The organism is Photobacterium sp. ABD4_091, from assembly GCF_056160145.1.
The window spans coordinates 1986412-2011191 of sequence record NZ_JBSWWQ010000001.1 but is presented as its reverse complement, the minus strand read 5'-3'; the positions used below and the strand labels follow the sequence as shown (position 1 = coordinate 2011191).

22 protein-coding genes and 1 other annotated feature are annotated in these 24780 nt (G+C 52.2%); of the genes, 9 read left to right on the top strand and 13 right to left on the bottom strand.

Translation table 11 applies throughout. From position 1 onward, the window contains the following. Positions 1 to 74: 74 nt before the first annotated feature. Positions 75 to 791, top strand: coding sequence for a tRNA1(Val) (adenine(37)-N6)-methyltransferase (locus tag ACXAGQ_RS09305; protein WP_475254713.1), 717 nt, complete (start codon positions 75 to 77; stop codon positions 789 to 791). 167 nt (positions 792 to 958) lie between these two features. Beyond that, positions 959 to 2182 carry an ATP-dependent RNA helicase SrmB gene (gene srmB / locus ACXAGQ_RS09300; protein WP_475253460.1) on the top strand — a complete coding sequence of 408 codons (1224 nt, stop codon included), beginning with the start codon at positions 959 to 961 and terminating at the stop codon, positions 2180 to 2182. Between the two features lie 85 nt (positions 2183 to 2267). Here the strand turns inward: srmB and yaaA are convergent, their stop codons facing one another. Then, on the bottom strand, positions 2268 to 3041 hold the full coding sequence (gene yaaA, locus ACXAGQ_RS09295) for a peroxide stress protein YaaA (protein WP_475253458.1): 774 nt from the start codon (positions 3039 to 3041) through the stop codon (positions 2268 to 2270). Positions 3042 to 3191: 150 nt separating this feature from the next. Next, on the bottom strand, positions 3192 to 4622 hold the full coding sequence (locus ACXAGQ_RS09290) for an alanine/glycine:cation symporter family protein (RefSeq protein ID WP_475253456.1): 1431 nt from the start codon (positions 4620 to 4622) through the stop codon (positions 3192 to 3194). A gap of 560 nt (positions 4623 to 5182) precedes the next feature. Here ACXAGQ_RS09290 and ACXAGQ_RS09285 point away from each other — a divergent pair. Continuing rightward, a complete protein-coding gene (locus tag ACXAGQ_RS09285; RefSeq protein WP_475253454.1) occupies positions 5183 to 5365 on the top strand; it encodes a DUF3545 family protein in 183 nt (60 codons plus the stop codon). Positions 5366 to 5437: 72 nt separating this feature from the next. Here ACXAGQ_RS09285 and ACXAGQ_RS09280 read toward each other — a convergent pair whose 3' ends face one another. The 4 genes from ACXAGQ_RS09280 to nfo all read right to left on the bottom strand — a co-directional run bounded on the left by ACXAGQ_RS09280 (position 5438) and on the right by nfo (position 8078). After that, positions 5438 to 5974, bottom strand: a complete 537-nt coding sequence (locus ACXAGQ_RS09280; protein ID WP_475254711.1) for a hemerythrin domain-containing protein — start codon at positions 5972 to 5974, stop codon at positions 5438 to 5440. 123 nt (positions 5975 to 6097) lie between these two features. Next, positions 6098 to 6772 carry a uracil-DNA glycosylase gene (gene ung / locus ACXAGQ_RS09275; RefSeq protein WP_475253452.1) on the bottom strand — a complete coding sequence of 225 codons (675 nt, stop codon included), beginning with the start codon at positions 6770 to 6772 and terminating at the stop codon, positions 6098 to 6100. A 119-nt stretch (positions 6773 to 6891) separates the two neighbouring features. Then, a complete protein-coding gene (locus ACXAGQ_RS09270; RefSeq protein ID WP_269431122.1) occupies positions 6892 to 7020 on the bottom strand; it encodes a hypothetical protein in 129 nt (42 codons plus the stop codon). A 206-nt stretch (positions 7021 to 7226) separates the two neighbouring features. Beyond that, positions 7227 to 8078, bottom strand: coding sequence for a deoxyribonuclease IV (gene nfo / locus ACXAGQ_RS09265; RefSeq protein ID WP_475253451.1), 852 nt, complete (start codon positions 8076 to 8078; stop codon positions 7227 to 7229). Between the two features lie 547 nt (positions 8079 to 8625). Here nfo and grcA point away from each other — a divergent pair. The 3 genes from grcA to ACXAGQ_RS09250 all read left to right on the top strand — a co-directional run bounded on the left by grcA (position 8626) and on the right by ACXAGQ_RS09250 (position 11897). Continuing rightward, entirely contained in the window at positions 8626 to 9003 is a 378-nt protein-coding gene (gene grcA / locus ACXAGQ_RS09260) for an autonomous glycyl radical cofactor GrcA (protein ID WP_317524492.1), read from the top strand. A gap of 241 nt (positions 9004 to 9244) precedes the next feature. Next, the gene (locus ACXAGQ_RS09255) at positions 9245 to 10420 is read left to right on the top strand and encodes a dicarboxylate/amino acid:cation symporter (protein ID WP_475253449.1); all 1176 of its coding nucleotides are present in this window, start codon (positions 9245 to 9247) and stop codon (positions 10418 to 10420) included. A 274-nt stretch (positions 10421 to 10694) separates the two neighbouring features. Next, a complete protein-coding gene (locus ACXAGQ_RS09250) occupies positions 10695 to 11897 on the top strand; it encodes a dicarboxylate/amino acid:cation symporter (RefSeq protein WP_475253447.1) in 1203 nt (400 codons plus the stop codon). 77 nt (positions 11898 to 11974) lie between these two features. On the opposite strand, the gene thrC is transcribed toward ACXAGQ_RS09250, so the two are convergent. Genes thrC through thrA form a run of 3 tightly spaced genes read right to left on the bottom strand, consistent with a single transcriptional unit; the run spans position 11975 to position 16678 of the window. Continuing rightward, positions 11975 to 13258 (bottom strand): threonine synthase, encoded by a 1284-nt coding sequence (gene thrC, locus ACXAGQ_RS09245; protein ID WP_475253445.1) that lies wholly within the window; start codon positions 13256 to 13258, stop codon positions 11975 to 11977. 2 nt (positions 13259 to 13260) lie between these two features. After that, entirely contained in the window at positions 13261 to 14217 is a 957-nt protein-coding gene (thrB, locus tag ACXAGQ_RS09240) for a homoserine kinase (RefSeq protein ID WP_475253443.1), read from the bottom strand. A 1-nt stretch (position 14218) separates the two neighbouring features. Then, a complete protein-coding gene (thrA, locus tag ACXAGQ_RS09235; protein ID WP_475253441.1) occupies positions 14219 to 16678 on the bottom strand; it encodes a bifunctional aspartate kinase/homoserine dehydrogenase I in 2460 nt (819 codons plus the stop codon). Positions 16679 to 16748: 70 nt separating this feature from the next. Beyond that, positions 16749 to 16868, bottom strand: a sequence feature (Thr leader region). 314 nt (positions 16869 to 17182) lie between these two features. Between thrA and aceK the strand changes: the two genes are divergently transcribed. After that, a complete protein-coding gene (gene aceK / locus ACXAGQ_RS09230) occupies positions 17183 to 18910 on the top strand; it encodes a bifunctional isocitrate dehydrogenase kinase/phosphatase (protein WP_475253439.1) in 1728 nt (575 codons plus the stop codon). 144 nt (positions 18911 to 19054) lie between these two features. Continuing rightward, complete coding sequence (locus ACXAGQ_RS09225) at positions 19055 to 19513, top strand: hypothetical protein (RefSeq protein ID WP_475253437.1); 459 nt, start codon at positions 19055 to 19057, stop codon at positions 19511 to 19513. 76 nt (positions 19514 to 19589) lie between these two features. Here ACXAGQ_RS09225 and ACXAGQ_RS09220 read toward each other — a convergent pair whose 3' ends face one another. Then, positions 19590 to 20087, bottom strand: a complete 498-nt coding sequence (locus ACXAGQ_RS09220) for a putative 4-hydroxy-4-methyl-2-oxoglutarate aldolase (protein ID WP_475253435.1) — start codon at positions 20085 to 20087, stop codon at positions 19590 to 19592. 84 nt (positions 20088 to 20171) lie between these two features. Then, complete coding sequence (locus tag ACXAGQ_RS09215; RefSeq protein WP_475253433.1) at positions 20172 to 20573, bottom strand: DUF3293 domain-containing protein; 402 nt, start codon at positions 20571 to 20573, stop codon at positions 20172 to 20174. Between the two features lie 394 nt (positions 20574 to 20967). Between ACXAGQ_RS09215 and arcA the strand changes: the two genes are divergently transcribed. Next, positions 20968 to 21687: a two-component system response regulator ArcA gene (gene arcA, locus ACXAGQ_RS09210; RefSeq protein ID WP_039467143.1), complete on the top strand. Its 720-nt coding sequence runs from the start codon at positions 20968 to 20970 to the stop codon at positions 21685 to 21687. 87 nt (positions 21688 to 21774) lie between these two features. Here arcA and ACXAGQ_RS09205 read toward each other — a convergent pair whose 3' ends face one another. Both ACXAGQ_RS09205 and arcB read right to left on the bottom strand, forming a co-directional pair. Next, positions 21775 to 22350: a hypothetical protein gene (locus ACXAGQ_RS09205; RefSeq protein ID WP_475253431.1), complete on the bottom strand. Its 576-nt coding sequence runs from the start codon at positions 22348 to 22350 to the stop codon at positions 21775 to 21777. Then, positions 22347 to 24713, bottom strand: a complete 2367-nt coding sequence (arcB, locus tag ACXAGQ_RS09200; RefSeq protein WP_475253429.1) for an aerobic respiration two-component sensor histidine kinase ArcB — start codon at positions 24711 to 24713, stop codon at positions 22347 to 22349. Before arcB ends, ACXAGQ_RS09205 begins: the two co-directional genes overlap by 4 nt. Positions 24714 to 24780 lie beyond the last annotated feature (67 nt).

Sequence of the window (24780 nt, the reverse complement as noted above, 5' to 3'; positions counted from 1 at the left end):
GGTTACCATTCTCCATTTCATCGCGGGCGGGCTATAATGCCAGGGTCAAAAACACAACAAGGTCCAGCAACACAATGGCAAAAGGGTTCACCTTCAAGCAGTTCCACGTCAACGACCACGGCTGCGGCATGCCCGTCAGCACCGATGGCGTCATGCTCGGCGCCTGGGCCGCGCTGCCCGCTTCGGGCCAGATCCTCGATATCGGCACCGGTAGCGGCCTGCTTGCGCTGATGAGCGCCCAACGCACGACAGGTAGCAACAATCCCATTACCGCCATTGAAATCGACAGCGGTGCTGCCGCGGCGGCACAACACAACTTCACCGACTCCCCATGGTCTGCGCGTATCGAGCTGGCACACCAGAGTGTCCAGGACTGGGCCAGCCAGCAGCCGGCAGGCAGCGTTGCCGCGATTGTCTGCAACCCTCCCTACTTCAACCATGGCGAGCAAGCGGGCTGCCAATCCCGGGCGACGGCGCGCCATACCGATACCCTGTCGCACCATGATTTGCTGTCAGCCATCAGCCACCTGCTGAGCCCAACGGGGATCGCCAGCCTGATCCTGCCAGTTTACGAAGGCGAGCAGCTGATCCAAGCCGCCCGCGCCCACCAGCTATACTGCCAGCGGGTATGCGAAGTCAAAACCACCGAGCGAAAAGCGCCAACTCGGCTGCTGATCGCTTTGAGCGCAAGCCCCTCCGAGCCACAATACGAGCAATTGGTGATCCACCAAAACGGCGAGTACAGCGAGGCGTTTGTTGCCCTGACCAAGGCGTTTTACCTGAAAATGTAACGGGGCTGATGCATTCGGTTTGGCGATTTGCGGAAGTTTTTATACTTTTATCGGTGATCGTTGCGACAATTATCTCTATAATGCCGCCCCTTATGTATTTTGCACGTGCTCTATAGGCTTCCCCCGACAGGCGGAAGATACCCTGAGTTCCCAAGGAGAAATGACTGGTGAGAGACTTTTCCGAATTAGAATTAGATAGCGAGCTGCTGCAGGCCATTGAAGATATCGGCTATGATCGCCCAACCGTGATCCAATCCGAGGCAATCCCGCACGCGCTGGATGGCCGTGATGTACTGGCGTCCGCTCCTACCGGTACCGGAAAAACCGCAGCATTTCTTCTGCCGATGATCCAGCACCTGCAGGACTTCCCGCGCAAGAAGCCAGGGCCTGCACGCGTACTGGTTCTGACCCCGACCCGTGAGTTGGCTATTCAGGTTGCCGACCAAGCGCGCGCGCTGGCCAAGCACACCCAGCTGAAGGTATTCACCATTACCGGCGGGATCTCCTACGATGAGCATGCTGAGCTATTGGGCAAAACCCAGGATATCGTGGTAGCGACACCGGGCCGTTTGATGGAATACATCGAAAGCGAGCGTTTCGACTGCCGCGCTATCGAGTGCCTGATCCTCGATGAAGCCGACCGCATGCTGGACATGGGCTTCGGCAAAGCCGTGGAGCGTATTCACAACGAATGCCGCTGGCGCCGCCAGAGCTTGCTGTTCTCAGCCACGCTGGAAGGCAAGGGTGTTCGTGACTTCTCTAACACCATTTTGAACGAGCCGGTTGAAGTCAATGCCGAGCCGCCACGCCGCGAGCGCAAGAAGATCCACCAGTACTACCACCGCTGTGATGATATGGCCCACAAGCTGGCGCTGCTGGAAAACATCCTCAAGGGCGAAGCTGAACGCACCATTGTTTTCGTCAAGACCCGCGAGCGCCTTGCCACCCTGCGCGACCAGCTGGCGGCAATGCAGATCCCATGCTGCTGGATCCAGGGTGAGATGGCCCAGGCATCACGTAATAACACTATTCGCCGTTTCCGCGAGGGTGAAGTGAACATCATGCTAGCCACTGACGTTGCCGCCCGTGGTATCGATCTGCCGGACATCAGCCACGTGATCAACTTCGATATGCCACGCACCGCCGATGTCTACCTGCACCGTATCGGCCGTACTGCCCGCGCAGGCAAGAAAGGCACTGCCGTTTCTTTGATTGAAGCTCACGATCAGGCAATGATCGAACGTGTCGGCCGTTACATGAAAGAAGAAGTGGCCGAGCGTTTTGTCGAAGGAATGCGCCCGCAACACAAAAAGCCTGCTACGGTGAAAAAGAAGAAGAAAAAAGATCCGAAAAAGAAAGCGGCAGTGAAAAAGAAAAAAGCCAAGAAGTAAGGCTTTTCCCTGCAAGCAAATAGTAAAACGGGCTGGTAGATACCAGCCCGTTTTTTATTCCTGTAATCACGGCATACAGGTGTGATTATTGCTCTTCGCGCTTGAATACCAGCTCGGTAGCTGTCGATTCTGCCGGTACAAAGTAGTAGCCAGCGGTATCAAATTGCTGCAGCTTTTCGACAGAATCCACTTGGTTGTCAATGATGTAGCGCGCCATCATGCCACGCGCCTTCTTGGCATAGAAGCTGATCACCTTGTAGGTGCCGTTTTTACAATCTTTGAAAACCGGGGTGATGATTTTACCGGCCACCTGCTTAGGCTTCACCGCCTTGAAATATTCATTCGAAGCCAGATTGATCAGGATATCGTCGCCCTGCTCAGCCAAGGCCTGGTTGACCTTATCGGTAATAATGCTGCCCCAGAACTGGTATAGGTTCGTGCCACGCGGGTTCTCGAGCTTGGTGCCCATCTCGAGGCGGTACGGCTGCATCAGGTCAAGCGGGCGCAGCAGGCCATAAAGACCAGAGAGCATTCTCAGATGCTGCTGGGCATAGGCAAACTGCTCGTCGTTCATGGTTTCGGCCGCCAAGCCGGTGTACACATCCCCTTTGAAGGCCAAAATCGCCTGGCGGGCATTGTCTGTCGTAAATTCTGGCTGCCACTCGGCAAAACGGGCTGCATTCAAGCCGGCGATTTTATCGCTCACCTTCATCAGGCTGGCGATCTGCGCTGGCGTCAGCTCACGGCAAACCTCAATCAACTCAGCCGAGTGATCTGTCAGCTCTGGCTGGGTGAAAGATTCCGTCGCCAACGGAGAGTCATAGTCGAGAGTTTTTGCCGGTGAAACCACAATTAACATGGGAAGCTTCCTTTTGATCTTATATAGCTAAGATGTTATCAGCCTGACAAAAAAAAACCACGCGTAGTACGCGTGGTCTTTTCTATTGCTGTTATCGCTAAATTCGATGATGAGGTGGTGAGATCGCTCACCACCAGAGGTCACAGGCAATCAGTCCTTCTTCGGCTGATCCCAGATCCCTTCTTCAAGCTGGGCATGCAACTCAGGGTAATCCTTGCTATCAAAAGTCGGCACCTTGCCCTGCTTGAGCTGCAGGTTGTAGTCCCGAGCCAGTTTCACTACCGTACCGGACAGCAACACAATCGCTATCAAGTTGATGATTGCCATCATCCCCATCGACACATCCGCCATCGCCCAGACAGTCGGCAAATCGGCGACCGCACCGAACATCACCATGCCCAGCACCACAATGCGGAACACGGTCAGGCCGGCCTTGTGGTTGTGCTCAAGGAAGATCAAGTTAGTCTCGGCGTAAGAGTAATTGGCCACCAGCGAGGTAAAGGCAAAGAAGAAGATCGCCACCGCGATGAAAATGGCCCCCCAGCCACCGACCTGAGAGCTCAGCGCACGCTGGGTCAGCTCGATACCGGTGATCTCGCTGTGCGGGACATACTCGCCCGACATCAGGATAATCGCCACAGTGGCTGAACAAATCACGATAGTATCCATGAACACACCGAGCATCTGGACATAGCCCTGCGAAGCCGGATGAGGCGGATACGGTGTTGCCGAAGCGGCAGCATTGGGGGCGGAACCCATACCCGCTTCATTGGAGAACAGGCCGCGCTTAAGGCCATTGATCATCCCCTGGGCAATGGTGTAGCCCAAGGCGCCCGAAGCCGCTTCTTCAAGGCCAAACGCACTGCGGAAAATAAGCCCCAGCACCTCAGGCAGTTTGCCCAGGTTGGTAAACATGATAAACAGGGCCAGCAGCAGGTAACACAACGCCATAGCCGGTACTAGAATTTCTGCGGTACGGGCAATGGCACGCAGGCCACCAAAGATAATGACACCCGCCATGAACACCAGCACGACACCCACATAAGCCGGGTTCCAGCCAAAGGCCACATTCATCGCCAGAGTGATCGAGTTAGCCTGTACCGAGTTAAACACCAGACCGAAGGCGATAATCAGGAAAATGGAGAACACCACGCCCATCCAGCGCATGCCGAGGCCCTTTTCCATATAGTAAGCCGGCCCGCCACGGTAATTGCCGTCATCATCACGGGTTTTGTAAAGCTGTGCCAGAGCACTCTCGGCAAACGCCGTCGCCATCCCCAGCATGGCAATCAGCCACATCCAGAAAATCGCGCCCGGCCCACCAAGAGTAAGCGCAACAGCGACACCAGCCATATTGCCGGTACCGACACGGGCAGCCAAGCTGGTACACAGCGCCTGGAACGATGAAATACCCGACTTGTCCGACTTACGGCTGTTCTTCATGACGCTGAACATATGGCCAAAGTGACGGAACTGAATGAATCCCAACCGGTAGGTGAAGAACACGCCAACGCCAATCAGCAAATAAATGAGCACGGAGCCCCATAACAGATCGTTCAAAAAGTTAATCTGACTTGACACGTCTACCCCTCTAGAAATCAATAATTAGCTGAATGCCTGCCAACCTGGACGCAATCAAAAATATCGGCGCAGCCTGCCCACCTGGCGCATTGTGCCGAGTAAAGCAAAACCGCTACTACAACCTTAGTTTTATTATGTGGCAAAAGACAGCGGCAGAATTTCCCGCATATGCAGGCTGCTCACTGGCGCAGCTATTATGTTGGCATGATGTTAACAAGAGGCGTTCGGAAAGTACCACCTGCTAACAGGACCTTGTTTGGTATAACTGCAGATGGCTGATGATCATGCAAAGATAACCAGCAAAAATCAATATCCTAGCCATGAATATTGCTTATCTGGCATTTCGCTGGCGAAATTAGGGGCAATTTTACGCATTTTCATCCCAACTCGACATCTCATTGGCGCCCCTTTTTTGATTGTTTTTTATACACCCGTTTCAACAATGCGATCGTACGCACATCAAAACTTCATCAATGGGTAACATTTGCGAAACACATCCATTTTATTTTGTGGCTTGCTATGTTATTAAATTATGACCGATTGTAAGGAAGAGGTGCTCTATGGACAGCTATGCATTCGATGACATTCTTGCAACTGAAACACCAAGACGTGCTTCCCGGAGCAAGCCTGTTAAACGCAAGTGGCGTGAGATTGAAGCGCTGAAAGACAGGCAGAAACTGCGCCGTGAACTGGCTGATATTGATATGTTCAAGGACTTATCAGACGACGATCTTGATTTCTAGCCCAACAAGCAATGATCTACCAAAGAGCCGGCATTCGCCGGCTCTTTTTTATTAAACAATTTGCCCATACCACTAAGCTTGCAGCCGCTCTGCAAGGTGGCGGTAACGATCAGTGACCTGGCCGCCAAATAACGGATCGCAATCGCATTCTTCATACTGCTGTGAGACTGCCAACCAGTCATCCTGGGTAAAGTGCTTGCGGATCAGGGGAAGGATCTGTTTTTCCTCAAATTCCAAATGGGCATATTGGCTGACAACAAAAGCATTGAGCTTGTCAGCAAACACATCGAGCGGGATCACCGCATCCATCAATATCATCTCGACCGTGTCGGCAAACTCCTGGGTCAGCCTTGCCAGCTCTTCGTGCTCTTTCTCCAGGCTTTCCACGTCACCGGCATGCTCGGCATAATGGGCTTGGTAATAGTGGTAGAGCACATCCTCTTTCGGATGGTGGCAACATTCGGCATGATTCTGCAGATAATCAACAATATCTTTGATCAGGCCATAATTGACCTCTTGCCCGTTACGTATTGCAGTAAGTTTCTGTTGAAGGATCTTCAGCAGTCGGCATATATAACCATGTTCAGTGTGAATATCATCCAGCATCATTGCGTAAACCTCCCAGTCATCTCCATTATTGAAAGTGTAAGCAGGGATGGAAAAACGCACCTTGATCCTGGTTATTTAATGTGCAGATAATTTACATTGTCTACACATTTTGACAAATTAAGATTAATCTTCCAGCAACCAATTCACTATCGGTTTATTCATCTGGGTTAATAGCTGATTTGCCTGCGAGAAGTGCTTGCAACCAAAGAAGCCTCTATATGCTGATAGCGGTGATGGATGGGCTGAGCGCAGTACATGGTGGCGCTCAGTGTCGATTTTCTTGCCTTTCTTCTGGGCATGGGCTCCCCACAGCAAGAAAACAACGCCCTCGCAATGTTGGTCGATAACCTCGATCAAACGGTCGGTGAATGTTTCCCATCCTATCTTGGCATGGGAATGGGCATTGCCTTGCTCCACCGTCAGTACCGTGTTAAGCAACAATACCCCTTGCTCGGCCCAGCTTTGCAGGTAACCGTGGGATGGTGGGGTAAAGCCATCGATATCCGCCACCAGCTCCTTGTACATGTTGGCCAGGGATGGCGGGACTTTTACACCGGGACGGACCGAAAAGCTTAAGCCATGGGCCTGATCGGGGCCGTGGTAGGGATCCTGTCCGAGGATCACCACTTTGACCTCGGACAGCGGCGTTGCTTCCAATGCATTGAAAACATCCTCCTGTGGCGGGTAGATCATTTTGCCCGCCGCGCGCTCGGCGGCAACATGCTGCTCAACCTGCTGGAAATAAGGTTTCTGGCGCTCCGCGTCAATCACATCTTGCCAGCTCAATACCGGGCTCATTCTCTACTCCTCAATCTTACTATTGGTGCTCATTGTATGGGTTTAGCAGAGAAAACAAAGCCCCCATCCTGTAGATACAGATAGGGGGCTTACTGCAAAGGAGAAGAAAGCCTGTTTGGCTATTCCACTTGATAGCGCGCCTTGGGGGTAACTGGCGTACGCCAATGGCCTCGGCCCTGGATATGTCGGTGGGCCTGCGGCAGCCTTGAGATCCCGTAACTCAATATCATCATTTCGCTGTTCATCATTTTCCCTACCCTATTGTTAAACCACTGGGTAAAGATATGAAAACTTGATGCCAATATTGAGAAATACAACAAAGTTATTAACTTTCAATATCTTAAAATCAAAAATACAATGATTGATATTTTTGTCCACGCCCTACCTTGGTGAAACCTGCCCCATTGTAGGACAAATTACTTATCCAAAAAGCAACGCCTAGAAGCAGGCATTCCTATACCGTTTCAGGAATAAACGAGCGCAGCGTATCAATTTCCTGCTGCCAGATATCCGGGTTAATGGTTTCCAGTACCAGCGGAATATTGTCGAAACGACTATCTTGCATCAGATAACGGAAGCAATCCCAACCAATCTCCCCTTCACCCAAGCTATGGTGACGGTCAAGATGGCTGCCTAAGCCGCCTTTCGAATCATTAAGGTGCATGCCGCGCAGATATTGCATCCCGACAACTTGGTCAAATTCAGCAAACGTTTGGTCTGTCGCGGTTTCGCTGCGCAAGTCATAGCCGGCCGCAAACGCATGGCAGGTATCGATACAGACCCCGACCCGCGACTTGTCCTCGACCTGTTCGATAATGCTGGCCAGCTGCTCGAACCGCCAGCCGAGGTTGCTCCCTTGCCCGGCAGTGTTTTCGATCACCGCCACCACATTCGGCACGGCTTGGTGCGCCATATTGATAGACTCAGCAATCAAGGACAGGCACTCGCCCTCGGGGATCTTTTTCAAATGGCTGCCCGGGTGGAAGTTCAGCAGGTGCAACCCCAATTGCTCGCAGCGGGCCATTTCATCAATAAACGCATTGCGAGATTTTTCCAGCTTCTCACTTTCTGGCGCACCAAGGTTTATCAGGTACGAATCATGAGGAAGAATGGCATCAGCAGTAAACCCGTATTGCTGGCAGCGGGCCTTGAATGCCGTGATCACATCTTGCTCCAACGGCTTGGCCGCCCATTGGCGCTGGTTCTTGGTAAACAAGGCAAAGGCATTGGCACCGATCTTGTGGGCATTCTCTGGCGAGTTGTGTACACCGCCGGCAGCGGATACGTGCGCACCAATTAATTTCATCTTTTTCCTACTCTGAAGGTTTGCATTTTAAGCACGGATTGTACGTTATTTATCAACGTCAGCGCTTACAGATTGATCGGGGCAAGCGCACAATTTCCGTGAGGTTAGGTGAAAGGTATCGTTTATTTTGATGTAATTTTACTACAAATGATCATTTCAAATATTTTTTAAATGATAAAATATTAGTTAAACACCAATGAATATGAGGCTTAGTTGACCTAGCTCAATAAAATAGCCTGAATATATTTAAGGTTTTTTGTTGTAATTTGATCTAAATCAATACACAATCAACACCATCGAGATATATAATACGCAACTCAACAAGAAAACCGAAAAAACTAACAACATTCTCTTTAGCGGTGATTGCGAATTATAACTACTAAAAAATATGGCTTATGGCGGTTGAAGCTTTTTTGCTCACATGGCTTCACTTACTCATAAAACCGAAATTCGGTCGTATTTTTCAATAGTCATAATTTTGCAAAATCAGGCTTAAACCTCAGGGGTTAGGTCATAAGAGATAAGTCTTAAAACGGAGAAGAAAGTCATGATCCAAGGTATTCAAATCACTAAATCAGCTAACGATGACCTACTAAACTCAATCTGGCTGCTAGATACTGAAACTAACGAAGCTCGCTGTGTTGCTGCTTCTGCTGGTTTCGAAGCTGACCAAGTAGTTCCTGCTGCTGATCTAGGTGAGTACGAGTCTCGTGAAGTTGCTATCGAAGCTCCAGCTAAGATCGAAGGTGGCCAGCACCTAAACGTTAACGTTCTTAAGCGTGAAACGCTGGAAGATGCAGCTAAGCACCCAGAAAAATACCCACAGCTAACTATCCGTGTATCTGGCTACGCGGTACGCTTCAACTCTCTGACTACAGAGCAGCAGCGTGACGTTATCGCACGTACTTTCACTAACAGCCTGTAATCACAGCTTCTGTTAGCAAAAACGGCGCCCAAGGGTGCCGTTTTTTTATGCCCGCCCGAAACACCCCAGCAATACCTTCCGAGCGTACTGTTTATATTATCATCTAAAATGTGACGGCAATTTAGGTATTAATGTTAAATAAAATATACATTCGTAGCGTTGCCTACCACCCATACCTGTATCCACGGGCAATGCCACAAACATGGAGCTTTTTATATAACACTATTTTCGGAGCCAGTTCATGAAGTTAATCCTCAAGCTTATCGCGGGTATTTTGATCGGTATCCTCCTTGGTTTTTTCGCCCCTGACGCAATTATCCGCGTCCTGCTGACAGTCAAACTCCTTGGTGGCCAGCTCATCGGTTTCACCATCCCACTTATTATCCTGTTCTACATCACCAGCGGTATTGCCAGCCTGCCGAAAAACTCCGGCTCGCTACTGGGTAAAACTGTTGCCCTGTCGTACGGTTCCACCATCATTGCCGGTAGCTTGGCTTTCATTGTTGCCAGCACCGTGATTGGTGGCATGGCAGAGCCTGCATCAACGGCCGCAAACAGTACCGAAGCGCTCACTAGTTTTATCACCATTGAAGTGCCACCATTGTTTGGTGTCATGACCGCCCTGGCCACTGCTTTCCTATTTGGCCTAGGGATCAGCATTACTGACAGCAAACCGCTGAAAACCATCGCCGAAGACGGCCGCAGGATCATCGACCTATTACTTTCCAATATTATTATCCCGCTCCTGCCGTTCTACATTGCTGGCGTGTTTGCCGAAATGGCCGCTGAAGGCACCGTCTTCTCGACCCTCAAAACCTTCGGCTTGGTATTAGCACTGGCTATCTTCATGCATTGGGTTTGGATCACCATCCAATACACGGTTACAGGCTTGGCATTGGGCTATTCGCCACTGAAGCTGATCAAGAATATGATGCCGGCGTATTTTACCGCTGTCGGTACCATGTCTTCGGCTGCCACCATTCCGGTGACACTGCGCCAGACCAAAGAAAATGGAGTCAATGAGTCCATCGCCAACTTTACTATCCCGCTATGCGCCACTATCCACCTTTCGGGTTCGACCATTACCTTGGTGACCTGTTCGACGGCGGTCATGGCACTCAGCCAACACATTGCAATTCCATCACTGCCTGAAATGCTGCCGTTTATCATGATGCTCGGGGTGACGATGATTGCCGCTCCGGGTGCACCGGGCGGTGCCGTGATGGCCGCCCTCGGCCTGATGGCCTCGATGCTGGGATTCGGTGAAGCCGAACTGGCCCTGATGATTGCCTTGTATATGGCCCAAGACAGCTTCGGTACTGCCTGTAATATTACCGGGGACGGTGCTATCTCCTTATGGGTCAACAAGTTTGCCAAACAGCCTCAACCCCAGGCCATCGAGCAAACAGAAGTCTAAACCACTTACCACCCAGGATAAGGCAGGCAATGAGCCTGCCTTTTTTATGAGACCGATGTCACAAGGGCATTTTTCAATCACCAAGCATTCCTCTGCGCCTTAATGTATGTCAAAAAAAGCACCGGTATGCTGTTATTACACCCAAGCAAATCACTATTTCACTCGATGTAACACATAAAACACCTCTTTTTTGGCATCCACCGCCAAGTAATGGTAAAAACATCGCCGCTTTGTTACGGACTACTATCCATTTTCCTCAATAGGACTATTGGCGATGAAACTGATTTTAAAACTCATTGCTGGCATTCTGGCCGGTATTCTCTTCGGCCTGTTTGCCCCCGATGTGCTGGTTCAAATCCTGATCACCATGAAGGCTTTGATCAGCCAGCTGATTGGCTTCACCATCCCTCTGCTTATCCTTTTCTTTGTCACCAGCGGGATCGCAAACCTACCGAAAAATTCTGGCAAACTGCTGGGTAAAACCGTCGGCCTGAGCTACCTGTCGACCATGGGTGCCGGTGCTATGGCCTACCTAGTGGCAGGGCAGGTTCTGCCTTCAATGCTGCACAGCCCAGCCGAAGTCAGCGAAGCCGCGCGCACCCTGGCCCCACTGATTGATTTAAAAATCCCGCCGGTCATGGGGGTCATGACCGCCCTCGCCGTGGCCTTTATCTTTGGTCTTGGCACCACAGCGACCAACAGCGAGCACCTGCGCAAGCTAAGTGACGAAGGCCGCAACATCATCGAGCTATTCCTGGCCAAGGTGATGGTACCGTCACTGCCGTTCTATATCGCCGGTGTGTTTGCCGACATGACGGTTAAAGGCACGGTATTCTCGACCCTGAAAACGTTCACCCTGGTGCTGGTGCTGATTGTTGCCCTGCACTGGCTGTGGCTGACTTTCCAGTTCATCAGCACCGGTGCACTGCTTGGCCGTTCACCGTTCAAGCTACTGAAAACTATGATACCGGCCTACGTTACGGCATTGGGTACCATGTCATCGGCAGCTAGCCTGCCAGTAACCTTGCGCCAAACCCAGCAAAACGGGGTGAAAAAGCCAATTGCCAACTTTGTGGTACCACTTTGTGCCAATATCCACATGTCCGGCTCGGCGATCAGTATCACTTCTGTCTGCGTCGCGGTTATCCTAGTAACCGGCAATGCCACAGTACCGAGCTTCATCGAAGCACTGCCGTTTATCGGTATGCTGGGTATTACCATGGTTGCCGCACCGGGTGCTCCGGGCGGCGCAGTCATGGCGGCGGTTGGCCTGCTTGGCTCTATGATGGGCTTTACCGAAGCAATGATCGGCCTGCAAATTGCCCTTCACCTCGCACAAGACGGTTTCGGTACTGCTTGTAACATCACAGGTGACGGTGCGCTGGCACTTTGGGTGGACAAATTTGCAGATGAAGCCGCCTCCGGTGAAGTGACGGAAGCAGAGGCTGCTACCACCAGCAGCGAGCAAACCGCTTAAGCCATACCCTAAAAATCTGCATGCTAAACAAAAAGGGAGCCAATCGGCTCCCTTCTTCATTATCGATAATAACTCGCTTACTGAACGCTACGCAGTACTGCTTTTAGCTGCTCGAAGTCATTGTCACGCTCGAGCGACAATAGCTCCATCGCATTGTGCTTGGCCAGCGGCGCTGGCAGGTCGATGTCCTTGCCCAGGATTTCATCCACCACTTCTTTGAACTTAGCCGGGTGGGCAGTACACAGGAACAGGCCAGTTTCGCCTTCAGCCAATTGCTCGTTCAATATGCGGTATGCAATGGCGCCGTGAGGCTCGCACAGGTAGCCTTCCTGCTCCATCTCGCGCAAGGTCTCTGCCGTCTGCTCGTCATTGACCGCGCCATAGCCCAGCTGGCCCAGACCCCAGCCCTTGAGGCGGCATAGCTCTTCGATACGAGGCCAGTTGTTTGGCTGGCTGACATCCATCGCATTGGAGATGGTCGGTACCGTTGGCTCAGGTGCCCAGCTTCCGGTTTGCAGGTAGCGCGGTACGGTATCATTAACATTGGTTGCGGCAATGAAGCGTTTCACCGGCAGACCAATAGCCTTGGCCAGCAAACCGGCAGTCAAGTTGCCGAAGTTACCGCTCGGTACTGCGATCACCAGCTCCTCACGCTTCTCTTTCGGCAGTTGGGCAACCGCTTCGAAGTAGTAGCAGATCTGGGCCATCAAACGGCTGATATTGATCGAGTTTGCAGAGTTCAACCCCACTTCCTGGCGCAGCTCGGCATCATCAAAGGCTTGCTTGACCAATGATTGGCAATCATCAAATGTCCCCTCGACCGCCACGGTGGTGATATTGCCGCCGAGGGTACAGAACAGTTTTTCCTGCAGTGGGCTGATCTTGCCCTTAGGATAAAGGATCACTACCTTGATGTTATCCATGCCGTAGAATGCATGGGCCACCGCCGCGCCGGTGTCACCCGACGTTGCCGTCAGGATCGTGATTTTGCCATCACTCTCAGACACCGCAGCCAGTGACTGAGCCATGAAACGGCCGCCAAAGTCCTTGAAAGCCAGCGTCGGGCCATGGAACAGCTCAAGGGCATAAACCCCGTCTTTGACCGGCTTGATCGGTGCGGTGAACTGGAAGGCATTGCCTACCATCTGGGAGACAGTCTCTGCCGCTAGCTCCTCGCCGATAAATGCCGACAGGATAGCCGTGCTGCGGCTGACAAAATCTTGCTCCAGCAATGCATCAACATTGTCGAAAGCCGGTAGTTCGGCAGGGAAAAACAAGCCTTGGTTGCTTCCCAGCCCCTGGCGTACTGCCTGGCCGAACGAAACCTGCTCTTGGTGATCTTTTAGGTTATATAGCTTCATGGTTACAGCTCACTTCCTGTTACTCTTGAGCCCTGCCCGTCCAAACGACAGACATGGACGAATCCTTCTTCATTCTGAACATAATGATCTTGCAACCATCGTGCAATACGTTTTGCCACTTCGAGGTCGTCGCACACGGTAAACATCGTCGGCCCCGAGCCGGAGATCCCGCTAGCCAGAGCCCCAGCTTCCAGCGCATACTGCCGTGCCTTGGCAAAACCAGGCAGCAAACGCTCGCGGTAAGGCTCGGCAACCACATCTTTGATCATTTTTGCTGCCAGCTCAGGTTGGGCCGAGTGGCAAGCATGGATAAAGCCGCCCAGATAGCGGCCATGGGCAATAATATCCTGGCGGCGGTACTGGGACGGCAGGATAGCGCGGGCCTCTGCCGTCGGCACTTTAATGCCCGGGTACGCCATGACCCAATACCAGTTGTCGAAGCATGGCACCGGCTGGCTGATGATCCCCAGCTCCTCGACCATAAATTGCAGCCCGCCCAAATAGCATGGGGCGACGTTGTCGTAGTGCAGGCTTCCGGAGATCTCAGCTTCCATCTCTCCCATCAGGGCCAACAATTCAGTCTCATCGAGCGGCTGATCATGGAAGCGGTTTAGCGCATCGAGCGCCGCAACAATCGAGCAGGCACTGGAGCCCAAGCCCGAACCGATCGGCATGTTCTTTTCCAAGGTCAGGGCAACAGGTTTAAGCGCCGCCCCTTTCTTATCCAGCTCGCGGGCAAAGACCTGCCAGCAACGGTAGACAATATTCTCTTCCGCTTGTTTGGGCAGCTTATCGACAAAAGCCCCGACACAGCTCAGCGAAAACGGCTGCGCCCCTGATTCTGCCAATACCCTATCGCCAAGCAAGGTGCCATCGATAGGGGACACGGCGGCCCCCAGGACATCAAAACCGACACTGACATTGCCAATCGACGCTGGCGCATAAACCACTACACTCATCTTACACTCCTAATTTCCAGCCCAGCGTACGCATCAAGTCGGCAAAGACCCCCGCAGCTGTTACTTCAGTACCGGCACCGTAACCTCGCAGCACCAATGGGATTGGCTGGTAGTAGCGGCTGTAGAAAGCCAGCGCATTCTCACCATCCTTGATCTTGAACATAGGGTCGTCCGGGTTGACCGCGGCAATCTTCACTGCACATTTGCCGTCTTGGATTTCACCGACATAGCGAAGCACTTTGCCCTCGCTGGCCGCTTCTTCAATCAAGTTGGCAAAGTAGGCATCCGCCTCAGGCAAGCGCGCCATGAAATCATCGACAGAGCCTTCGGCGTCAAAGCCCGGCGGCAGGGCCTGCTCGACAACCACATCCTCAAGCTCAAGCGCCATACCGGCTTCACGTGCCAGGATAAGCAGCTTACGGGCTACGTCCATACCCGACAGGTCATCACGAGGATCCGGCTCGGTGAAGCCATTATTACGGGCAACCGTCGTCGCCTCGCTGAAGCTCATCCCCTCATCCAGCTTGCCGAAGATAAAAGACAGCGAACCAGACAAGATCCCTGAGAAACGCTCCAGTTCATCACCGGCGGCCATCAGGTTCTGCAAGTTTTCGATCACCGGCAAGCCAGCACCTACCGTCGTGTCATACATGAATTTACGGCGCATGGAGCGCGCCGCCTGGCGCAGCTGCTGGTAGTAAGCCATGCTGGCGGTATTGGCTTTCTTGTTAGGGGTGATCACGTGGAAGCCCGCTGACAGGAAGTCAACATACTGCTCGGCAATACCTTGGTCTGACGTACAGTCAATCACAATTGGGTTGATCACATGGTTGCGTTTCACCAGCTGGATCATCCGTGCAAGGCTCAGGGGCTCAGACACCTGGCCCATCGCGTCGCGCCAGTTTTCCAACGGAAGGCCGTTGCTATCGAGCAGCAAACCCTTGCTGTTGGCCAAACCACATACCCGGATCACAATGCCATTCTCGGCCAGTTTCGCCTGCTGGCGCTGGATCTGATCCACCAGCTCACCACCGACACCACCGACACCAATCACAAAGACATCAAGGAAGTGCTGGCTGTTGAACAGGTTCTCGTGACACGCCTTGACCGACTCGGAAATCTTGTCGTCCGGGATCACCGCAGAAATAGCACGCTCGGAAGAACCCTGGGCAATGGCCACAATATTAACGTCTACTTCAGACAGCGAGGTAAAGAAGCGCGAAGCCACACCGCGGGAGGTGCGCATACCATCACCGACCAAAGTGACAATCGCAACGTTATCCATAAATTCGACCGGCTCAAGCAGGCCTTCTTTCAGCTCGAGCTCAAAGTGATCCTTGAGGGCTCGCTGGGCTGCCAGCTTGTCTTCGCTCTCGATACAGAAACTGATGCTGTACTCCGACGAAGACTGGGTGATCAACACAATCGATACACCGGCCGATGACATAGCGCCAAACACACGGGCGGCCATACCAACCATACCTTTCATCCCCGGTCCCGACACATTGACCATGGTCAGATCTTTCAGGGTAGTGATCCCCTTGATGTCGAGCTTGTCTTCACCGGTATCAAGGCCAATCAAAGAGCCAGCCCCCTGCGGGTTGAAGCTGTTCTTGATCAGGCATGGAATGTGGAACTGGGCGATAGGGGCAATGGTTTTCGGGTGCAATACCGACGCACCGAAGTAAGACAGCTCCATTGCTTCCTGGTAGCTCAAAGATTTAAGCAAGCGGGCATCGGGTACCAAGCGAGGATCACAGCTGTAAACACCATCGACATCCGTCCAGATCTCACAGCATTCAGCACGCAGGCAAGCGGCCAGTACTGCCGCAGAATAATCCGAGCCATTACGGCCTAGAGTAACCAGTTCACCTTTTTCGTTACCGGCAGTAAAGCCCGGCATGATGTTGACATGGTCTTGCGGCAGCGGATTCTGGCGGAAATTCTGGGTTGAGGCTTCAATATCAACATGAGCCTCGAGGTAATCACCGTGCGCCAGCAAGTAAGCGACCGGGTCAATCAGGCTCGCCTGGTGCCCCTTGGCCTGCAGCAGCGACTGCATCATAACGATAGACAGCCTTTCACCCTTGCTGATGATTTTGGCGTAAACATTGTCTGGGCATAAGCCCAGTAATTTAATACCGTGAACGTATTGCTTGAGCTGCCCCAGCGAGCTCGCCAATTTGGCATCCAAGGCTACTTTGTCAAAGCCGGGCTGAGCCGTTTCAAGCCCTGAAAGCAACTCCTTGAACACCGCTTCTAGGTCGGCCAGTTGTGCATCCGCCTCACCAAACTGGATACTGTTATCAATCACTGACACCAGTTTATTGGTGACTTTTCCCGGCGCCGACAGCACTACCGAGACCGGCCCCTGCTGGGCATTATTGGCGATGATATCCGCTGCCCGAGAAAACCTCTCAGCATCGGCCAACGATGAACCACCAAACTTTAATACTCGCATTCCCTACTCCCACAACTTCCTAAAACGTGCCCCCGGGGACGGTTTGCCACACCAGGATGAAATATCAGGCTAAAAAAAAGCCCACATCTTTTTGGGATGTGGGCTTTTTTTTGCAATTCTTTTGCGCATCAGCCCACCCCAGCAATCATGGTGCCGGTAATAATAATGGTGGTTGTATTCATGCTGAATGCGTTGAACATAGGTGTCCTAAAAAGATAACCAATATATGTATGCATTTACGTTTACCGTAATCATTTTCCCGAGTCAACCTTATTTTTAACTCGAGATGGCTATTTAACTAGCAAAATGCAGGCAAAACTAGCAGCATAGCTATACCATTAAGGCATGTTTAGTATCATTTTATTGCAGTTAAACCAAACACCATGCATAGTAGAGATGGTGAATAATTAATCAATTTGGGATGATGCGCCCGGGCTTGGTGAGCTGAGCCTAGAAAAATGTGCCGATACTTATAGGCTAACTTGAGAAGAATAGGGAGTTCGGATGACAGCAGCAATGGAACAACTTGTCGCCCATACGATTCTGCAAGGTTTCGATGCAATGTATGGCCGTTTTTTGGATGTCACTGCCGGTGCGCAGGAACGCTTCGAAAGCCAGAATTGGCCTGCCGTGCAGCAGGCTCTCAAGACCCGTATCAAGTTCTACGACCACCATGTCGGCCTTGTCACCAGCCAAATCACCATCATGCTGGGTAAACGCTATGCCAACCATGCCTTCTTGATGGCGGTCAAAAACGCCTATGAAGACCTGCTGCTTGATTATCCCCGCTACGATATCGCCGAAAGCTTTTTCAATTCGGTCTACTGCCGGATCTTCGAGCACCGCAATATCAAACGCGACAAGCTGTTTGTCCACAGCTCGCAAGAAGGCAGGATCCCTATTTATCCGACTAACCTCAGCCGGCTCTACAACACCGGGGCAAGCCTCGACACCCTGCTGGAGCGGATCCTCGACGATACCCCATTCAGCCTAGAATGGGAGGACAAGCAACGGGATGTCCAGTTGCTCAGCGAGCGCATCAGCCACCAGCTAAACGAATTTGGCAACCCGCCGCCAGTGATTGAAATGATCCGCGAGCCGTTTTTCCGCAACAAGGCTGCTTACCTAGTCGGGCGCCTCCGTTTTGACGACGACCACCACCTGCCTATCGTGCTTCCTATTCTCACCACCGCCGAGAACAAGCTGTATGTCGATGCCTGCCTGGTGGACGTCGATGCGGTCAGCATCCTGTTTGGCTTCGCCCGCTCCTACTTCATGGTATACGCCCCGGCACCAGCGGCACTGGTACGCTTCCTCAGCGAATTGATGCCCAAAAAGACCAAGGCCGAGCTCTATACCGCGATTGGTTGCCAGAAGCACGGCAAAACCGAGCTCTACCGCGAGTTCCTACACCACGTCGAGCACTCCGACGACCAGTTCGAGCTTGCCCCCGGGATCAAGGGGATGGTGATGTCAGTGTTCACCCTGCCATCCTATGGGTTTGTGTTTAAGATCATCAAAGACAAATTTGCCCCACAAAAAGAGATCAGCCACGCTGTGGTCAGGGAGAAATACAAGCTGGTCAAAGAGCATGACCGGGTTGGGCGGATGGCCGATACCCAGGAGTACCGCAACTTTGCCTTTGACCGCCACCGCTTCAGTGATGAGCTGCTACAGGAGTTGCTCGAGGTCGCCCCTTCTATCGTCAAAGTTACCGAAGAGCAAATCCTGATCAAGCACCTGTACATCGAGCGGCGGATGATCCCGTTCAACCTCTATGTAGAGCAGGCCAACGACGACGACCTGCGCCACGCGGTCGACGAGTACGGCAAGGCTATCAAGCAACTGGCGGCCGCCAATATCTTCCCCGGCGACATGCTGTTCAAGAACTTCGGCGTCACGCGCCACAAGCGGGTGGTATTTTATGACTACGATGAGATCAGCTACATGACGGAAATGAATTTCCGCCAGATCCCCCCTCCCCGCTACCCGGAAGACGAAATGGCCGCCGAGCCATGGTACAGCGTAGGGATCAATGACGTCTTTCCCGAAGAGTTCAGGACTTTTTTATTAATCAACCCCAAGGTCCGGCAGCTATTCAATGAGCTCCACAGTGACCTGTTCGAGCCGCAGTACTGGCAGCAGCTCCAGCACAATATCAAGGAAGGCAAGTTCGAAGATGTTTTCCCTTACAGCAACCAGCAGCGCCTGACTGTTCGCCAAGCCACCTAACAAGCCACCTAAAAAAGTGAACAAAAGTGACAGAATGTCTCAGCAATGCAAAGCGCATGTATCATTTTTGTACTATTTGACCTAGTATTATTTTGATAAGGATAAAACAAAAAAATCACAACAATAAAACAGGGAAGGTGATGAATGCGCACATGGCTAATCACAATTGCCCTGCTGGTAGTGGCGTTACCAACAACAGCAGCTGAAAGCAGGCTATTAAATATACTCGACGATGATTCGTCATCTGGGTGGTTCATGTCATCCCAGTCCAAGGGGGCTGAGCAGTTCGATCTCTGGCAAATCGACAGCGGCTATGCCTACTCAATATCAAATAACACCGAGCTCTATCTCAGCACCCGCCTGAAAAGCGGCAATGAAAACCAGTCAGCTAGCCGCGGGATGCTGTCTGGTGTGAAGTATAGCTTTACTCCCAAGCTGAGCTTGCAAAGTGCCGTAACCTCGGAAACGCAGGATCAAGACACAGTAATGGGTGTCGAGGTATCCAGCCAGTACGAAGTGACTGACCGGCTAAATTTGCATGCGACCCTCGACTACGAGTCACTGGAGCAAATTTACCAGTTCGGCATCGGCTTCCGTTTCTAGCGGTTTCCCTATCAACCAGCCCTTTTGCACCAACGCCTGGCTTTGCCAGGCGTTATACATTCAGGAAGCGACAAGCCTAGGCCGTGATCTTGGACAAATCGAGTGGATGCTTGCTGAACACGATGCCGTTGAGATCGGCGTATAGCATATCCCCGGGGTAGACTAGCGTATGGGCGACTGTGAGGGTGACATTTTCCTCCCCTGTCTGACGCTTGACCGTTTTGACCGGGCAGGTAGCCAGAGCTTTCACCCCAAGATCCAGGGTGGAAATAACTCCGACATCCCTCGCCGCACCATTGATCACTATCCCTTCCCAGCCATTCTTCTGGGCCAGTAGCGCCAGCTGATCACCCAGCAGCGCCTTGTTGCAAGAAGCATGACCATCAATAAACAGTACCTTGCCCTTGCCTTCGCGGGAGAGGATATCGCGCACCAAACTGTTATCCTCAAAGCAGCGCAAAGTCACTATTTCGCCAAAAAAGACGGTGCGGCCACCATAATTCTGCAAAGCCATCGGCAACCAGCGCACATCCTGTTCAAAGCTATCGCATAAATCTGGGGTTAAATCTTTCATTGCAGGCTCCTGTGTTGTCGTTTGGGTTGTCATTTGGCCTGCTATATCCGCGGCCGTCCCATCCCCCAACTCCCGAGGGCTACGTTAAGTGTAGAGAAAGCTAGGCCAATCACCCAATCTTTGTTTCCTGACCCCCTGCAGCAAAACCGGTACTAAAAACAGCTCGTTATCTTCAACCCAGTAAATCGCGTTTTGCTCCCAGCGCACCGCCTCCCGGCACGCCGCCTCCAGGGTAATGGGAACCATAAACCCCGGCTCCTGCCACTGGCCGTCAATAGCACTGCAGCTTACGGGCAATATCTCACCGTATTGCTTCCTGAGTGACAATTCCAGCTGGCGATGGCGAGCCTGGTTGTGTTTATTACTAAGAACGATGCTTCTCGGGTTAAATGCTGTTAGAATTGCAAAACAAGGGTAAACAGGGTGTTGTGCAATCTTAAAGATGATTGATTGATAGCTACACCATAGCGATAATTTTTCACACATAGAAAACGGCACCCAAGGGACGATGCATTTTTTTGTAGCGAATGTTAAACAAAGTAGAGAGTCGTAATACGCTTCATACGGTTTGATGTAAATCAATAAAGTGCCCGAAAGCAGCCCGGAAACAAAGCGCTTATATTGTTAGCGAGCTGTTAAGTGAATACAATCGTCGCCATCCCACGGAAATTGTAGCCAATGCCCCTAAGTTTGGGCTTTTTCAGCGAAAAACATCATGGCTTGATGAGCTGGATAAATGGATGGCGTACCAACAGGAAAGTGAGCAAATACGATAAAGCACGTATTTCTCCCAACTTTTTGCCTGTATGTGAATTTTTTATATAGAATTTTACTATTCTGTTTTTGACCAGATTCCGTTTTTAGAAATTAGGTACTGCCAATGCAAACCCCTCACATTCTAATTGTAGAAGACGAGCACGTAACACGTAACACCCTGAAAAGCATCTTTGAGGCAGAGGGTTACACCGTTTTTGAAGCCAATGACGGCGCTGAAATGCACCAGATGCTTTCTGAGCACCCGGTTCACTTGGTGATCATGGATATCAACCTTCCAGGTAAAAATGGCCTGCTGCTTGCGCGCGAACTTCGCGAGCAAGGCGATATGGCACTGATGTTCCTGACTGGCCGTGACAACGAAGTAGACAAAATCCTTGGTTTGGAAATCGGTGCTGATGACTACATCACCAAGCCATTCAACCCTCGCGAGCTAACTATCCGTGCCCGCAACCTACTGACTCGCGCCATGAACCAGGGCTTGCCGACTGAAGACAAGCGTATGGTCGAGCGTTACGAGTTCAACGGCTGGTCGCTGGAAATCAACAGCCGCTCACTGGTTAGCCCAAGCGGTGATCAGTTCAAGCTGCCGCGCTCTGAATTCCGTGCCCTGCTTCACTTCTGTGAAAACCCAGGCAAGATCCAGACCCGTGCCGAGCTACTGAAGAAAATGACTGGTCGTGAGCTGAAGCCGCATGACCGTACGGTAGACGTGACTATCCGCCGTATCCGCAAGCACTTCGAGTCTGTAGCAGATACACCGGAAATCATCGCGACGATCCACGGTGAAGGTTACCGCTTCTGCGGCGATCTGGAAGAAGAGTAATCCTTCCGGTTATCCGCATAGCAAAAAGGCTCCTCTCGGAGCCTTTTTTGTTTTTGCAGCAAAGGGAGTGGCTGAGGCTAGGACCTATCAGAACACTTGGTTGATCAGCACACCTTGCTGAATCAGCACCTGCTCCTGCCCCTTATAGAGCACAGTCACGGCAATATCTGCCTTGCTGCCCGGTAGCCATTCCGGGCCACCGCGCAGACTCACTTCGAGACTCATCTCGCCCTCGGAGCGCACTTCAAGGTTTTCCTGACCCAGCCACTGTTGGTCGTCCTGGGCAACCATCACCTGCAAGATTTCCACCCCTTTCGGCAGAGGTTTCATATCCCGTGTCAACAAACGGATAGAGGCATGCAGCTTGTTGGCCGGCTTACTGCCATCATCGCCGATCACCGGCATACTGTTGAGCCACAGCTCGCTGCCTAGGTAAACCGTGGTGTCCGACAGCACCAGCTCTTGCGGTGACTGCCAGATATCGATTTCGGCCGGCAGGGTCACCGGAACGTCCTCGGCAGGCGGCGTTTCGGGCTCACCCTGCCCTTGTGCAACAGCTAGCTCTTTGGGCTCAGCCTCTTGGTCTTGCGCCTTTTCACCACAGCCTACAACCATTACCATCCCAGCTGCTAGCAGCAACGTTTTTGCATCAGTTCCCATCATGCCTTCTCCTGCTGGGCTAGCCAGTCTTTAAGCACCTCAAGATCATTGTGGTAGCCTTCTTTGATTTCATCGACCCAATCATTGATATTCTCCCACCAGGCCGGCAATTCCGGCGACTGGGCCTTCTGAGCAACCTGCTGGATATGCTTGAGGCCAATCGAGCCGGCAGCCCCTTTGATCTTGTGCGCTTCAAACTTGATGCCGTCCTGATCCTTGGCTGTCATGTTGGAGTCGAGGATCGCAATGTATTCCGGCATTTTGGCCTCAAACATCGCAATGCTGTCATAAACCGGCTTGGTACCGACTATCTCCACATAGGAGGACAGCATTTCCAGATCCAGCAAGGTATTGAACATCTCATCGCTAACCCCTTGCGGGCTTTCACTTTCAACCACCAATTCCTCTCCTTCTTCCTCATCCAGCGGGCATGTCAGCACCAGGCGCTGGATCACGTCCGTGATAGCTTTGACGCTCAGCGGCTTACTGATCGCATCATCCATGCCTTTGGCCAGGTATTCACCCTTATCCTTGATGACATTGGCTGTCAGTGCCACCAATGCAGGTAGGTAGTCATATTGTTCGCGCAGTTTGGCTGCGACATCGAAACCGGTCATGTCCGGCAGCTGGATATCCAGCAGCACCAAATCGTAGGCTTCTGGGTCAAACAGCTCCAGGGCCTCGTCACCGCGCATCGCCACCGTCACTTCATGGCCCAGGCTTTCCAGCAGTGCCTTGGCAACCGTAATGTTGAGCTCAATATCTTCCACCATGAAGATATTGAGGCTGATCTGCGGCAGGGACGGCAGGGCTTCTTCTTCCTCAACACGTTCGACCAGCGGGGCGGTGATTGTCACCGTGAAGGTACTGCCTTCGCCCACTTCCGAGCTAACCGTAATGTCTCCGCCCATCATTTGCACCAACTGGCGCGAAACCGACAAGCCAATCCCGGTACCGACCGCATGCAGGTTGTCGTTTTCATCTTTTACCTGGTAGTACATGGCGAAAATCTTATCGACTTCTGATGCCGGGATACCGATCCCGCTGTCTTCTACCTCAAAGGTGATATGTGCTTGCTGATCGTCCACCTCGCTACTGACGGACATTACCACCCCGCCCTCCTTGGTGAACTTGGTCGCATTGCTGATCAGGTTCCACAGCACCTGGCGCAGGCGGGTGCCGTCGACCTCGATGCACTCAGGCAGATCGGTCAGCCGCTCGAGGTCAAAACGCAGCCCCTTCTGGCTGGCCATCAAGGCCGAGATGTTCTCCATCTCGGCAACAAAATCATGGAAATCAAGCGGCTTGGGCATCAGCTCGAGGCGGCGGCGGTCGGACTTATCCATATCGATAATGTCATTGAAGATATTGCCAAGGGTGATAGCGCTGACATAGATAGTGCGCATGTAGTCGCTCTGCTCTTGGTCGAGCCGAGTCTCAAGCAGCATCCGGCTAAGGCCGACAATGCCGTTGAGTGGGGTGCGCAGTTCGTGGCTGATAGTCGAGATGAAAGCGGTCTTGTCCCGGCTCGCCTTCTCCTGGGCATCCTGGTACTGCTTGCGCTCGGTGATATCACGGCCAAAGCCCATCAAGCCAAGCCGGCGGCCGTCACGGCTGTAGAAAGGCACCTTGCGCAGTTCGAAAATAGCTTTGCGGCCGTCGGGGTAATCCAGCCACTGCTCGTAGGTGAGGGAGACATTGTTGTTGAACACCTGCTGGTCGGTTTCAGCGATTTTACTAGCAACTTCCTCGCTGTAGACATCCCACGGGGTCAGACCAACCAGTTGCTTCTCAGTCCGATTGGTGAGCTCTTCCATCGCCCGGTTACAGCCGGAGAACTGGCCTTTTTCGTTGCGGTAGTAAATCAAATCTGGCGAGGCATCGAGGAAGGACTTGAGCAGGGCGCTCTGCTCGGCCAATTCCAGCTGGGCATTTTCGCGCTGGTAGACTTCATTCTCCAGATCCTGCATCGCCTCCTGCCGAGCCTCCTCGGCTTTCTCCCGCTCTTCGATCTCCTGGTTGAGCTGGCTGATATTATCCTGTAACTGCTTGTTCAGCTGCATATCACGCGAACGCATTTCTTCCAGCTTGGTGACCAGTTTCGATAACCGCTGGCGCGACTCTTCAAGTTGATCGACCACCACCGAGAGGAAATAGACCGCCCACGGGGTGATCAACAAACCAAAGAACACCGAGCGGACAATATCAATATCCAGCACCTCCCCCTGCAGAACGAGGGTGACGCCTATCTGCACCACCACCGCCAAGGCCACCAGCGCAAGGGCCAGTAACAAACTAAATTTGACCAACCCGAGCTTGACCAGCAGATCAACATAATATTGTGCCAGCACTTTGATTTGTTTCATTTTTGCTTCCTATTCACTACCGCCCCACCATCATAATGGCGGGCGGCCGAGAACCCAAGCAGGCTTT

Coding starts and splice junctions, on each gene's coding strand:
- ACXAGQ_RS09305 (WP_475254713.1), top strand. CDS start 75: ATGGCAAAAGGGTTCACCTTCAAGCAGTTCCACGTCAACGACCACGGC.
- yaaA (WP_475253458.1), bottom strand. CDS start 3,041: ATGTTAATTGTGGTTTCACCGGCAAAAACTCTCGACTATGACTCTCCG.
- ACXAGQ_RS09285 (WP_475253454.1), top strand. CDS start 5,183: ATGGACAGCTATGCATTCGATGACATTCTTGCAACTGAAACACCAAGA.
- ACXAGQ_RS09280 (WP_475254711.1), bottom strand. CDS start 5,974: ATGATGCTGGATGATATTCACACTGAACATGGTTATATATGCCGACTG.
- ung (WP_475253452.1), bottom strand. CDS start 6,772: ATGAGCCCGGTATTGAGCTGGCAAGATGTGATTGACGCGGAGCGCCAG.
- ACXAGQ_RS09270 (WP_269431122.1), bottom strand. CDS start 7,020: ATGATGAACAGCGAAATGATGATATTGAGTTACGGGATCTCAAGGCTG.
- nfo (WP_475253451.1), bottom strand. CDS start 8,078: ATGAAATTAATTGGTGCGCACGTATCCGCTGCCGGCGGTGTACACAAC.
- grcA (WP_317524492.1), top strand. CDS start 8,626: ATGATCCAAGGTATTCAAATCACTAAATCAGCTAACGATGACCTACTA.
- ACXAGQ_RS09255 (WP_475253449.1), top strand. CDS start 9,245: ATGAAGTTAATCCTCAAGCTTATCGCGGGTATTTTGATCGGTATCCTC.
- ACXAGQ_RS09250 (WP_475253447.1), top strand. CDS start 10,695: ATGAAACTGATTTTAAAACTCATTGCTGGCATTCTGGCCGGTATTCTC.
- thrC (WP_475253445.1), bottom strand. CDS start 13,258: ATGAAGCTATATAACCTAAAAGATCACCAAGAGCAGGTTTCGTTCGGC.
- thrB (WP_475253443.1), bottom strand. CDS start 14,217: ATGAGTGTAGTGGTTTATGCGCCAGCGTCGATTGGCAATGTCAGTGTC.
- thrA (WP_475253441.1), bottom strand. CDS start 16,678: ATGCGAGTATTAAAGTTTGGTGGTTCATCGTTGGCCGATGCTGAGAGG.
- aceK (WP_475253439.1), top strand. CDS start 17,183: ATGACAGCAGCAATGGAACAACTTGTCGCCCATACGATTCTGCAAGGT.
- ACXAGQ_RS09225 (WP_475253437.1), top strand. CDS start 19,055: ATGCGCACATGGCTAATCACAATTGCCCTGCTGGTAGTGGCGTTACCA.
- ACXAGQ_RS09220 (WP_475253435.1), bottom strand. CDS start 20,087: ATGAAAGATTTAACCCCAGATTTATGCGATAGCTTTGAACAGGATGTG.
- ACXAGQ_RS09215 (WP_475253433.1), bottom strand. CDS start 20,573: ATGTGTGAAAAATTATCGCTATGGTGTAGCTATCAATCAATCATCTTT.
- arcA (WP_039467143.1), top strand. CDS start 20,968: ATGCAAACCCCTCACATTCTAATTGTAGAAGACGAGCACGTAACACGT.
- ACXAGQ_RS09205 (WP_475253431.1), bottom strand. CDS start 22,350: ATGATGGGAACTGATGCAAAAACGTTGCTGCTAGCAGCTGGGATGGTA.
- arcB (WP_475253429.1), bottom strand. CDS start 24,713: ATGAAACAAATCAAAGTGCTGGCACAATATTATGTTGATCTGCTGGTC.